This window comes from Cardinium endosymbiont cEper1 of Encarsia pergandiella, assembly GCF_000304455.1.
GTDB lineage: Bacteria > Bacteroidota > Bacteroidia > Cytophagales > Amoebophilaceae > Cardinium.
Genome location: NC_018605.1, coordinates 787,492 through 800,713, shown reverse-complemented (window position 1 = coordinate 800,713; position 13,222 = coordinate 787,492). Strand labels below are relative to the sequence as shown.

Genomic DNA, 13,222 nt, shown 5'->3' with positions numbered 1-13,222 from the left:
CTTATAGGCTTTAAGCTACTACTGTGCCAAATAAAGTAGCTGCATTGCAATTTGTAATGTGTACATCTACGTAATGACCTATTGTATAGTTCTCTTTAGGGAAGACAACAATCTTATTTTGACTGGTTCTACCTTGCAAAAATGCTTCTGATTTCTTAGAACGTTTTTCAATCAAGACTTGATGAACCTGATCTATACTTTTTTGATTGTGCATTAAGGCGTGTGCACGTTGCTTAGCTATAATTTCACTTAATCTACGCTTTTTAACGGTTTCTGGTACATCATCTGGGTATTTTCTAGCGGCCAATGTACCTGGCCGCTGGGAATAATAAAACATAAAAGAGAAATCATATTGCACCTCATCCATTAAAGAGAGTGTATCGTGATGTTCTGCTTCTGTTTCGGAGCAGAATCCTGCAATCATATCAGAAGAAATGGCACAAAATGGACCTAAAATAGTTCTAATGGCCTGAATTCTTTCAAGATACCATGCTCGATCATAGGTGCGATTCATAAGCGCTAAGATGCGGCTATTGCCACTTTGCACAGGAAGGTGAATATGTTTACAGATATTCGGATACCGTTTCATGGTATACAACACTGCATCGGTCATATCTTTGGGATGAGAGGTAGAAAAACGTACCCTTAAGGTGGGATCAATTTCAGCCACCATGGCTAGCAATTGGGAAAAGTGGATTACCTGATCATTGGCTTTATTCGATAGTGGGTGAGTAGCTGATGCGACAGATGGATGCCAGCTATAGGAGTCTACATTTTGTCCCAAAAGGGTAATTTCTTTATAACCTGCTTCAAATAATTTTTTGGCTTCTTGTACTATAGAATAGGGATCTCTGCTTCGTTCACGCCCTCTGGTAAAGGGAACAATACAAAAAGAACACATATTGTTACATCCCCTCATAATAGAGATAAAGGCGGTTACCCCACTGGAGTGTAATCGAATAGGGGCAATATCGGCATAGGTTTCTTCTTTAGATAGAAAAGTATTGACTGCCTTATACCCTTGATCTACCTGACTAATAAGTCGGGGAAGATCTCTGTAGGCATCTGGACCTGCTATCAAATCAACTACTTTTTCTTCTTCTAGTAATTGCGTTTTAAGCCGTTCTGCCATACACCCTAATATACCTACAATAAGATCTGGTTGGCTTATTTTTTGTTGGTTAAAAACCAATAGCCTATTGCGGATGGTCTGTTCTGCTTTATCCCGAATGGCACATGTGTTGATGAGAATAAGGTCTGCTTTATGATGCTGATCTGTAAAGACAAAACCTTGTTGGGCCATAATAGAAGCTACAATCTCACTATCAGAAAAGTTCATTTGACAGCCGTAGCTTTCTATATATAGCTTTCTAGGCAACTGAGGATGGTGCGTACTAAGCGGTTTAGATAGGCTTTTTTCGGCAGAACAATTTGTAGAGATCAATGTATTTTGTTCCATGTGCATAGGATCATGTTGCTATATAATATACTAATCTATCGCAAGCCTTTTGAGTAGCATAGATGACAATTTGCTAAAAGCTATATAAAAATACAAAATAGATAGGATTGCCCTTATGTGGTTTACAGCATCTTAGTGTTATTTAAAGTAAGTGCGCGGAGCTGGTCAATAATATTGGGGTCCACTAGTGTGGAGGTGTCACCTAAATAGCCTTCTTTTCGTACTATTTTTCTGAGCAGTCGACGCATTATTTTTCCAGAGCCAACTTTAGGCAGCGCCGGTACAGGTTCTATCAGGTCCGGAACGGCAAAAGCCCCTATTTGGTTTCGGATCATTGATTTGATCTCATATTCAATTGTGTGATTATATATTTGCCCATCTTTTAATACAATAAAACAATGGATGGATTCGCCTTTTATAGCATGTAGGGCCGATACGGCAGCCGCTTCTGCTACCGAGGGATGTTGCATCAGTACGGATTCAATTTCAGCGGTTGATATCAAGTGACCGGAGCAATTCAGCATATCATCTGTTCTACCTGTTATCCAAAAATAGCCATCTGCATCACGTTCTGCACCATCTCCTGTATAGTAATATCCATGGTATGGCTCAAAATAGGTGGCTTGAAAGCGCTGATGATCTCTGTCCAGTGTCCTTGCCATCCCTGGCCAGGGATTTTTGATCACAAGGTGGCCTTTTCCTGGACCTATAACTTCAATACCATCCTCATCAACGATTGTGGGTACAATCCCCCAAAAGGGAAGTGTGGCAGAGCCAGGCTTTAATGGTGTAGATCCAGGAAGTGGACAAATAATGGGCGCGCCTGTTTCTGTCTGCCAAAAGGTATCAATGATGGGACAGCGACTTGATCCCACTACTTCGTAAAACCAGCGCCAAGATGAAGGATCAATAGGTTCTCCCACTGAACCCAGTATGCGCAAAGAGGCTCTACTATATTTTGTTACATATGAAGCAGGCAGTTGCATAAGGGTTCGAATCGCTGTAGGCGCTGTATAAAATGTCGTTACCTTATACCGATCAATCAAATCCCAGAAGCGTCCCCCATCTGGATAGGTTGGAATACCGTCAAATATAACAGAAGTGCTTTTACAGGCCAGTGCACCGTACACATTAAAAGTATGACCTGTAATCCAGCCTAAATCTCCAGAACAAAAAAATATATCTTCTGGGTGGTAATCAAAGGCATATTTAAATACCGTTGCAGTATATAACAGGTATCCGCCAGTTGTATGGAGCACACCCTTTGGTTTGCCAGTTGAACCACTTGTATAAAGTATAAATAGCGGATCTTCCCCATCCACCCACTCAGGTGTACATAGCTCTGATGCAGACGCCATCAATTTTTCCCAGGCGCAATCTATAGCGTCATTCCAAGGAATCTCAGGTATTTGTTGGGTAGTCTGCAAGCGATTAAACACCATACAATGGTTCAGTGGGTGACCAGCTGCCTTACATTGCATCAATGCTTGGGTTGCGATGGATTTGAGGGCAATAAACTTTGTGCCCCGGAATGTTCCATCAGCTGTTATCAAGAGTTTTGCTTGTGCTGCTATGATTCGTTCTGCTAGTGCGTTTGCTGAGAATCCTGCAAAAACAACAACGTGGATCGCACCAATCCGCGCACAACTTAACATGGCTACGATCGCCTCTATGGTATTCGGCATATAAATGGCTACCCGGTCTCCCTTTTTTATCCCCAGATCTTTTAAAACATTGGCACATTTACAAATAGCCTTTAGCAGCGCTTGGTAGGTGATTTGCTTTTGTTCACCTGGCTCATTGCCTTCCCAATAATAGGCAATCTTGTCTCCATAGCCATCCTGAATTGGTTTGTCTACCAGGTTATAACAAATGTTGGTAGTAGCGCCTTCCATCCATTTTATAAAAATATTTCCCTTGTTTAGGTCAAAATTATAGTTTAGAAATGGACCCACCGGTTTGGTTTTCCAAAAAAAATCTGTAGCTATTTTTTCCCAAAACTTCCCCGGATCTTTAATGGAGCCGTTATATATTTTTAGATATGCATCCAATGATGGAATATAGGCTCTTTTCTGAATGGCATCAGAAGGAAGATAGACTGAATCAGTTGTAGGGCTTTTCATGCTTTAAAAATTCTTGTATCCATGTGTAAAGTAGTCCATTCAGATTATAGGACAATAAAATGATTGATTTTTATTTTTTTCAGTAGACTATAATTTTAAGCGATGGCTATAGTGGCCAGTAGATTTCTTGCTGAAAGAACACTATCCAAATCTGCAGTAATCATCAGTATCAAGTTTTGACCCATTTTTTTTAACTGACAATAAGCTGGACGTTGTTGTATATAGTGCATAATATTTTCCCACATATTCAAATTATTTTTTTGAAAATCAACGCCTAAAGAGCAATATAGGCATTGGCCTTTGAATAAAATTTTTTGAAAGCCAATCCGTTCTGCTTCCCATCGAAGTTGTATCGTTTCCAATAGGGTCTCTGTAGCGCTAGGCAATGGACCAAATCTATCGATTAACTCTGCTTTAAATTCGGTTAATTGATCTATGTTTTTAAGCCCATTCAGCCTAGTGTAAAGTGTGATTCGTTGGGTGGTACTAGCGACATATTCAGGTGGTAAAAGTGCTTCACAGTCTGTTTCAACGGAGCATTCGTTATATACCCTTTTAGTTTCTTGGGGAAACAATGTTTTAAAATCACTATGCTTCACCTCTTCTACCGTTTCTTCTAATATTTTACAATAGGTATCGAAACCAATATCTGATATAAAGCCACTTTGTGCTGCACCCAATAGGTCCCCTGCGCCACGTATGTCTAGATCCTTCATAGCCAGTTTAAAGCCATCTCCTAATCCGGAACATTCCTCTAATGCAGCTAGGCGTAGTTTTGCTTCTGGCGTAAGAGTGGTATCTTCTGGAATCAATAAATGGCAAAAAGCTTGCACATTAGAACGACCCACTCTTCCACGCATTTGATGTAAATCAGCAAGGCCAAAAAGGTGGCTATCATTGATGATAATGGTATTCACGTTAGGTATATCCATTCCAGATTCTATAATATTGGTGGCTACTAGTATATCGTATCGGCCTACTATAAATTGTAGTATTTTTTCTTCTAGCATAGATCCGGCCATTTGACCATGGGCTACACAGATCCGTGCGGTCGGCAGGAAATCTGATAAATTTTGAGCGATAGTCTGGATATTGCTTACCCTATTGTGCACAAAAAAAATTTGTCCTCCACGAGCCATTTCCTCTTCTATGGCTTCTTGAATGATTTTAAAATCGAATCGGTGCACCTTTGTTTGGATGGCCAGTCTATGGTTGGGAGGGGTAGTAAGTATACTTAAATCTCTAGCGCCCATCAGTGAAAAATGAAGGCTGCGTGGGATAGGTGTAGCCGTTAAAGTGAGTGTGTCTATATTCAAACGGATCTTTTTCAATTTTTCTTTGGCACTTACACCAAATTTTTGTTCTTCATCGATAATTAATAGCCCTAAATCTTTAAATTGCACACTATTCGTCAGCAGTTTGTGTGTACCAATAAGAATATCCACCTTTCCAGAAGCGGTATCGGCAAGCGTTTGTTGAATTTCTTGTTTGGTTTTAAATCGGTTGATGTAACCAACATGAACGGGTAAATTAGAGAGCCTGTTGATAAAAGAGTTATAGTGTTGTAGTGCTAAAATAGTAGTGGGCACTAGTACAGCCACTTGCTTGCCATCTGCTGCTGCTTTTAAAGCAGCACGAATGGCTATTTCTGTTTTACCAAATCCTACATCGCCACATACCAGTCGATCCATAGGGGTGGGGCGTTCCATGTCTTGCTTCACTGCATCAATCGCTATGGCTTGATCAGGCGTTTCTTCATGGCAGAAAGAAGAGGCTAGTGCCGCATCTAGTACAGTATCTTGCCCAAAAGCAAACCCTTTCGTTTTTTTTCGTTCTGCATAAAGTGTAATGAGTTCTTTGGCAATATCTTTGATCTGTTTTTTAACACTGTTTTTTTTACGTTTCCAGGCAGCAGTACCTAATGTATGCATATGGGGTGTTGTGCCATCCTTACTGGTATATTTGCTGATTTTGTATAGTTCGTGTACATTTACGTAGACCATATCATTGTTTTTATAAATCAGTCGGATGGCTTCTTGCTTCTGTGTATGGATGTTTAATGAATGTAATCCAGAAAATCGGCCAATGCCATAGTCACTATGTACGACATAATCACCAATTTCTAGCTTCCTGCATGCATCGGCTAGTAAAGCTTCTGTTGTAGTATGGGGTTTGGGTGGTTGGTACCTATAGTATCTATTAAAAATTTCATGATCACTATAGCAGACTATTTTGGCCGTATGATCTATGTACCCTTCGCGTAAACTGACCAGCAATGGTATAAAAGTTGTTGTGGGGGCGCTATTTTCTAAAATAGTTTTCAGTCGTGCAAGTTGTCCTGTAGAGGCGGCTGTAATAGATATATCGTAGTTTTGCTGATTTCTTTTATGGAGGTCATCTGCTAGAAGGTTAAAATTTTGTTGAAAAAGGGGTTGTTTTTCAGCATCGTAGTCTAGTATAAGATCGTTATCTCCCATAAGAGATGGGACCGATCCAAATAGAATTTGATGAAAGGGTACAATAGACGCTATAAAACTTTCTATTGTTTCTAGCGTATGGGAAGGGGCTGGTGCCGTATTTAGGCCAGATGGTTGTGCCAATATTTTTGCTTTGTTTTTTAGCCAAATAGAGCTACCTACTGGTAGACAAGCTGAAAAGGAAGTGTAGCGCAATGGTTTTTCCGTTGTCGTTTCTGGGTTAGGTACAATCGTTGCAACATTGGTTTGTTTAAAAGATTTTTGGTCTTTGGGATCAAAAATACGGATCGAGGAAACTTCATCTCCCCATAGTTCTATTCGATAAGGAAACGATTGGTTGACTGGATATATATCAATAATGCCACCACGTATTGCAAATTGACTTGTCTGGTAAACAAAATCTACTTTTATAAATCCTTTTTGTTTAAGCATGTTTTCCAAGTTTTGAATCGACAGGGTTTGAGCTACTTGTATCTTGTAAGACATAGTGGCCACTAGCGATGGATCTAAGATCTTTTCCAGCAGTGCGGCTATATGTGTGACGACCAATGGCGCAGCTTTGCTTTCGCTTATAGCATGTATGATGGCCGATCGTTTCTGTTGAATCGTTTTATGCTTATCTTCTTCTAAACTGGGTAAGCGCAGCACAGAGCAGCTGGGCAATAGGTGGCTTAGGTCTCCATACATAGCCACTGCTTCTTCTTTGTTTTCAACTACCACTAATTGTAAATGGCCAGAACTTTGATGCAGTGCGGCAGTCAATACAGCATCTAAGCTACCTTGTATACCACGTAAATGGAGGGCTTTATTTTTTGGATCTTCTTTTAGGTAGTCCGTAAGTTTGGTGACTACTTCTTTTTTTTTGTATAGTGTTATAAAATCGTTGATCTGCAAGATTAAAATAAAAATTAATGAACGTAGAATAGCTGTTGTATATCAGCCATTTAAAATGTTTCATATTGGTACGCTTGGGCTGCAAAATAGCATGCACACACTTTATAGATTGTGCCTCATGCAAAGCTACAAATACTTTTTTAAAAAGCGCATTGATTTTTTATGCTTAAGGCTAAAGCCAGATATTATTTTCAAGCAGGCTCAAATTCCTTTGATTTCAAAATCATCTTTATAGTCTATTTTTTTGGAAATGCTCCTGTTATTTACTTTATTACCTATGCATGATGAAAAGGTTCATATTAAATGGATGGATCCAATAGACCCTATTTGTGCTACTATTTCAGGTTGACCCTCTGATCGGTAAGCAAATAAGCCTATAAAAGGTCAGGAGAGTATTTGGTATCTAATGACTTAATCCGCTAAGGATATATTTTGACCTACATAGGCAGCGTGCACAACCATATTTTCTTTGCTTTATTTTTTTATCTTCATGGCTTCTATATCAGGTGATTTTATTAAGTACTCCATAAAAATAGGCGGTAAAACCCTAGATACAAGTTACCCTATACAATCCATAATAGTGGATAAAAGGATCAATAAAATTCCTTATGCAAAAATAGTTTTGCATGATGGTAGCATTCAGTCACAAACTTTTTCTATAGCCAATGACAAAACTTTTACCATTGGTGCCACTGTTGTGATACAAGCTGGCTATGACGATGGCTTAGCCCAACTATTTGAAGGTGTAGTAGCTAAATTGGCCATCCAATCTAGGTCAACCGGATTATCTACGTTGACCGTAACCTGTAGAGATGTTGCCTATAAGACTACCCTTGCACCCAAAACAATGCATTTTGTAAAAATAAAAGATAGCGATCTTTTTAAAAAGATCTTGAATGGATATAGTGGCTTAAGTCATAAAATTGAAGCTACTGCTATTGTACATGAAAATATTTCACAACACGAAATATCCGATTGGGACTTTTTAAATATTCGAGCCGAAGCCAATGGACAAATTGTTGTAGTAAATGATGGTGTAGTCTCCATCAAAAAACCGAAGGCAACTGGTAAAGGTGCCTTTACCTATACCTATGGCGTTGATTTTATTGATTTTGATGCTGAAATAGATGCAAAAGATCCATGGTCAGCTGTTACGGCCCACGCTTGGGACAGTACCAAGCACAATAAAGTTTCTGAACAAGCAACTGATCCAGGTGAACAGTCTATGGGCAGTATCTCCTATAAAAAATTAACTGCTGCCACTCAAACAGGTAGCGTTGCTATATCCCACAGTGGTGTACGAGATCCTTTGGAGATCAAAACGTTGGCAACTAGCTTGCTCAGCCGAAGTAGAATAGCAAAAATAAAAGGCAACGTGACCGTTTCAGGTAATGGTGGATTGCGTCATGATCGAATGATCACCATTGAAAAAGGGGCAACCCACTTTGCAGGAGATGCCTATGTATCGGGTATCCAACATATTATATCCAATGGAAATTGGCAGAGCCTATTAACCTTAGGCTTAGATGCACAGCGCTACATGCACAAATATCATGACATTGGTCCACTCCCAGCAGCAGGCATGATGCCCCCTATGCATGGCCTACAACTCGGTATAGTCAAACAAATTACACAAGATCCTCAAAAACATGATCGAATTTTAGTGCACCTGCCGTTGGTACAAGACAAACCCAAAGAAGGCATTTGGTGTCGTTTGGCTTCTTTTTATGCCACCCAAGCATCAGGTGCTTTTTTTATTCCAGAATTGGAGGATGAAGTAGTAGTAGGTTTTATAAATGATGATATTCGATTCCCCATTATTCTAGGATCGCTCCATAGCAGCAAACATCCATCACCTAAGACCATTGACCCTAAAAATAGTTTTAAATCTTTTGTTTCTAGAGAAAAATTAGAATTTACTTTTCATGATGATAAAGAAGGTCCTGAAATCATTATTAAAACGGCTAAAAAAGGGGTTATTCAGCTATCAGATAAGCAAAAAAGTATTGAAATAGTTGACCAGAATGGCAATAAAGTTGTTTTAAGCAATACTGGGATCAACCTAAGCAGTAGTAAAGATATTCATTTAAATGCAAGGGGCAGTATCACCATACAAGCCGGAAAAGATATTGTCCTAAGTGGTATGCAAAATGTAAAATTGAAGAGTATGAACATCAATGCACAAGCTTCTATGAAGGCTACCCTAAGTGGCAATGCCAGTACCGAAGTCAAATCTGGTATGGCTACGATTATAAAAGGTACAACTGTACTGATCAATTAATAAAATTATTTTGTAGATTTTCTACTATTAGATCATATATCATTACATCATATATAATAGAACACTATGCCACCTGCAGCTGTATTATTAAATAAGCACATATGTCCAATGGTCACACCAGGCGTTCCCCCTGTTCCCCATGTCACTGGAGGAATGATTGTATTGGGTTGTCCAACGGTTTTAATAGGCAAACTCCCTGCAGCAAGAATGGGAGACACCATGCTTTGTAATGGTCCCCCTCCCCATCCCGATACCATTATCAAAGGCTCTTTAACGGTTTTAATAGGTAGTAAACCTGCTGCACGCTTAGGCGATACAACAGGTATGGGTGGAACCATACTGCAAGGGTGCCCTACTGTAATAATTGGTGGATAAAATATACCAATCGATACAAAAGAAGTATATGGAAAATGAGCATAATTTTTTGGGGGTAGGGTGGAAGTTTCCACCTGCTTTTAACCACCATAGCAGTACTGTAGAAATGGTAAGCGGGCTACATGATATCAGAGAAAGTTTATTCATTTTAATGCGGACTAGGGTAGGTGAGCGCATTATGGAACATAAATATGGTTGTGACCTGACCCCACTTGCTTTTCAACAATTGAATCTCAACTTGGAAACCTTTATGGTAAACAATATCAAGCAAACCATTACAGAACACGAACCCAGGGTAGAGGTTCTTGATATTAAATTGACCAGTTCCAACGAAGAGGAGGGAACAATTGATATTCAAATAAATTATAAAGTTAAACACTTAAATATAGAAGAAACCATCCAATATGGCTATCATCCTGTATTTAATAAATAATATTTTGCCCATAAATAGTATGTAAACAGATGGTTAACCATTAAGCAAATCAGGTATATAAAAACTAAGTATACGGCAATACAAACAGCCTTCATATAGTTGTTCTGCTAGCTGTACTTTATTCATTATGACTTTAAAATCAGTATTATTTATAGATACATACTATGGAAAATAGTCCACAAGACATTGATTATCCTTTCTTAAAGGAACAAGGGATTGCTTATATAAAACAGTTAGCAGGAAAGAAATGGACAGACTATGGAGACCATGACCCTGGGATCTCCATTTTAGAAGTATTGGCCTTTGCGATTATGGATCTACAATATAGAACCAACTTCTATATAGAAGACATATGGGCCAAAAATCCTGATACAGTAGCCCACACCAATGAACAACCATTTTACAAAGCTGAAGAAATTCTGCCCTGTAATCCACTCACCCAGTGGGATTTTTTAAAAATTGTGCTAGATGTTCCAGGCGTAAAAAACGCAGACATATTTTTAAGTGATGGACCAAAAGAAATCAAAGGCGGTTATAAGATTTTTGTAAATGTAGAAGAACGCATCCGTCATACCCCACAAGAACAAGAAGTATTGCAGGTCATTCAGCAAAGATTATATGCGCAAAGAAATCTATGTGAAGATTTTTTTCTTATTCAGGCCATGGAAACACTGCCTATTAGCGTTAAGGTAACCTTTGAAGTAGCCTGTTGCTTGGGGTATGAAGAGGGCGAAACAATGATTGCTCAGATATTATTTGCTTTTCAAGAATTTTTGTCACCCCGTGTCCCTTTTTACAGCATCAGCCAATTGCTAGATAAAGGCAGAACCATAGATCAAATCTTTACAGGGCCATTGCTCAACCAAGGTTTTATAGATCAAGAAGAGTTAATTTACCTAAAAAGAAAATCTATAATTTATGCAGTCGAACTCTTAGAAGCAGCCACTAAAATAGATAATATTAAAAATGTATTGAACTTTGAGCTTTTTATTCATGAAAAAGATGGAAGAACAAGCAGCATTACCATACCTATCTTACCAGACCGGTCTTTAGTACTGGATCTTGCACACAGTCAAATTATCCTCCATTATAATGGGCTACCCTTGACTACAAATTGGGGGAAAGTTCTTGATATACTTGAAAATATGAAAGGAAGAGGTACTTTAACAAAAGTCTATGTACAAGAGGAGGATATTTTTGTATTAGAAGGAAACTATAGGTATTTAGAAGACCATGTCTCCATACAGCAAGATTTTCCCTTACTTTATAATGTAGGTCATGAAGGGTGTACTCCATCTGAAACAATTGAAAACCAATCTAAAGCTAAACAATTAAAAGGTTTTTTGATGTTTTTTGACCAACTTTTTGCCAACTATTTAGTTAGGTTGTCTAATGTCAAGCACACTATGGCCATCTATAGCGAACATTATAACAAGCCCAATGGCAGATTACCCTTGGAAATACCTCGCATGCACACCATTATCAAACAGCCTACTCAAGCAACTGATCAAGGTAATGATCTTGATTTTGTAGTACAAAGAAAGTATCTAGATATAAAAAATAAAATAGTATCTCCATCTGTTGAAGATGAAATAGAGGCTGATGAAACCGCTAAAGCCTATTGCGCCTACATAAATAGTACATTGGAAAGCGATATTCGAAGCTTAGATAAACGGTCAAGGATGTTAGACCATTTATTGGCTTATTTTGCAGAACGCTTTACCATCTATTCACTCTTCCACTATCCTAAAAATGAAGAAAAACAATTGGATGAATTGAATGCCCATAAAGCACTTTTTTTAAAAGATTACATTTCCATCAGTAGAGATAGAAACCGAGCTGCCCATATAACAGCCAATTCCTTCAACAGCTGGATCGATTATATACCATCTGGTTTTAAGCGACGTATTTACCGTAAATTAGGCATTAAAAGTTTAGAAAAACGTCTTTTTCATCAGGTAATTAAAAATAGCATGTACTTAGAAAAAAGGGCTATGCAGCATACTTTAGATCTTTTCCTAGGCAACCATGCGCAGACAGAAAACGATGATATGTTTATCTTTAGAGGGAAATATGAAAACATACAATCTTTAGTTATGTCCTATGCGATCGATGAAAAACATTACAATATTGTCAAAAAATCCAATGGTCTGTACAATATTCTACTCTATGTAGACAAAGCAAAAACGCAAACCATTGAGCTCATCACCGGTGCTAAGCCCATTATCCAGATTGAGCAAGCAGAAGCTATTGTACAACAAAGCTTAGAATTGTTTAGGTCATTGAATGAAGCATGTGAAGGATTTCACTTAATAGAACATATTTTGCTTAGAAATTCAGATAAATTAACCACGGAGCAAGACCCTTATTCATTTACCATGACCATGGTTTTTCCTGCGTGGCCGGCCAGGTTTCAGCAATCTGTATTTAGACATGCCATAGAAGAAATGGTTATCATAGAAGGGCCAGCCCATATATATACAAATATTTTGTGGTTGGATTTTGAGGATATGGAAACTTTCGAGCAGGCCTACAAGGCATGGATAGAATTAAAAGTTGATCCGACTGCTGATAAAATAGCAATAGATGGCGCAGCCAAAGTACTCATGGATCTTATAGCGCTTTATAATAATAAAACAACGTCATAGCCATAAAACAGAATAGCCTCTATCGATTGCGCGTAGGACCATGCTATTGTATCTGTCCCGCTATACGATTATATTTAAGGCAGCTTCTGGTATCATCCAATGATCTATAGATCGAATCTAGTTATGTCTTTTATAAAAGAATTTAAAAGATTTGCCTTTAAAGGCAATGTAATAGACCTTTCCGTAGGGGTTATTATCGGCGGTGCATTTGGTAAGATGGTTACTGCAGTAGTGGAAGATCTTTTTATGCCTATGGTCCATCCGCTATTGGCCAAAGCAGATCAACATTGGTCCTCCATAGTCATTGGTCCAGGTATTAAGATTGGCCATTTTGCGGCAGCGTTGCTCAACTTTTTCGTCATTAGTTTGGTCGTTTTTATTTTAGTAAAAGTTCTCTATGGCCTTAAAGAGTCGGACGAAGAAGTCAATGCAGATACGTCTACGGAAAAGCTTTTAAGAGAAATAAGAGATGCGCTTAAAAAGTAGCTTTACAGCCATTTCCCCAATAAGGATATAGTAGCACCCCAATAGC

The 13,222-nt window shown here is 38.5% G+C and carries 8 protein-coding genes; 5 read left to right on the top strand and 3 right to left on the bottom strand.

The genetic code is table 11. The features are described 5' to 3' along the window. Positions 1 to 10: 10 nt before the first annotated feature. From miaB to mfd, 3 genes are all read right to left on the bottom strand, one after another. A complete protein-coding gene (miaB, locus tag AL022_RS03530; RefSeq protein WP_014934908.1) occupies positions 11 to 1,465 on the bottom strand; it encodes a tRNA (N6-isopentenyl adenosine(37)-C2)-methylthiotransferase MiaB in 1,455 nt (484 codons plus the stop codon). A 116-nt stretch (positions 1,466 to 1,581) separates the two neighbouring features. Beyond that, positions 1,582 to 3,582 (bottom strand): acetate--CoA ligase, encoded by a 2,001-nt coding sequence (gene acs / locus AL022_RS03525; protein ID WP_014934907.1) that lies wholly within the window; start codon positions 3,580 to 3,582, stop codon positions 1,582 to 1,584. Positions 3,583 to 3,677: 95 nt separating this feature from the next. Continuing rightward, positions 3,678 to 6,953, bottom strand: a complete 3,276-nt coding sequence (mfd, locus tag AL022_RS03520) for a transcription-repair coupling factor (RefSeq protein WP_014934906.1) — start codon at positions 6,951 to 6,953, stop codon at positions 3,678 to 3,680. Between the two features lie 490 nt (positions 6,954 to 7,443). On the opposite strand from mfd, the gene vgrG reads away from it, so the two are divergent. The 5 genes from vgrG (at position 7,444) to mscL (ending at position 13,176) form a co-directional block, all read left to right on the top strand. Further along, positions 7,444 to 9,234, top strand: coding sequence for a type VI secretion system tip protein VgrG (vgrG, locus tag AL022_RS03510; RefSeq protein ID WP_014934905.1), 1,791 nt, complete (start codon positions 7,444 to 7,446; stop codon positions 9,232 to 9,234). A 66-nt stretch (positions 9,235 to 9,300) separates the two neighbouring features. After that, positions 9,301 to 9,609: a PAAR domain-containing protein gene (locus AL022_RS03505; RefSeq protein WP_014934904.1), complete on the top strand. Its 309-nt coding sequence runs from the start codon at positions 9,301 to 9,303 to the stop codon at positions 9,607 to 9,609. 28 nt (positions 9,610 to 9,637) lie between these two features. Beyond that, entirely contained in the window at positions 9,638 to 10,042 is a 405-nt protein-coding gene (locus AL022_RS03500) for a GPW/gp25 family protein (protein ID WP_014934903.1), read from the top strand. Between the two features lie 164 nt (positions 10,043 to 10,206). Then, positions 10,207 to 12,690: a hypothetical protein gene (locus AL022_RS03495; RefSeq protein WP_014934902.1), complete on the top strand. Its 2,484-nt coding sequence runs from the start codon at positions 10,207 to 10,209 to the stop codon at positions 12,688 to 12,690. A 123-nt stretch (positions 12,691 to 12,813) separates the two neighbouring features. Continuing rightward, entirely contained in the window at positions 12,814 to 13,176 is a 363-nt protein-coding gene (mscL, locus tag AL022_RS03490; RefSeq protein WP_014934901.1) for a large conductance mechanosensitive channel protein MscL, read from the top strand. Positions 13,177 to 13,222 lie beyond the last annotated feature (46 nt).

Bases quoted from the DNA above. Each gene is read 5' to 3' on its own strand.
- miaB (WP_014934908.1), bottom strand. From the start codon at position 1,465: ATGCACATGGAACAAAATACATTGATCTCTACAAATTGTTCTGCCGAA.
- acs (WP_014934907.1), bottom strand. From the start codon at position 3,582: ATGAAAAGCCCTACAACTGATTCAGTCTATCTTCCTTCTGATGCCATT.
- vgrG (WP_014934905.1), top strand. From the start codon at position 7,444: ATGGCTTCTATATCAGGTGATTTTATTAAGTACTCCATAAAAATAGGC.
- AL022_RS03505 (WP_014934904.1), top strand. From the start codon at position 9,301: ATGCCACCTGCAGCTGTATTATTAAATAAGCACATATGTCCAATGGTC.
- AL022_RS03500 (WP_014934903.1), top strand. From the start codon at position 9,638: ATGGAAAATGAGCATAATTTTTTGGGGGTAGGGTGGAAGTTTCCACCT.
- AL022_RS03495 (WP_014934902.1), top strand. From the start codon at position 10,207: ATGGAAAATAGTCCACAAGACATTGATTATCCTTTCTTAAAGGAACAA.
- mscL (WP_014934901.1), top strand. From the start codon at position 12,814: ATGTCTTTTATAAAAGAATTTAAAAGATTTGCCTTTAAAGGCAATGTA.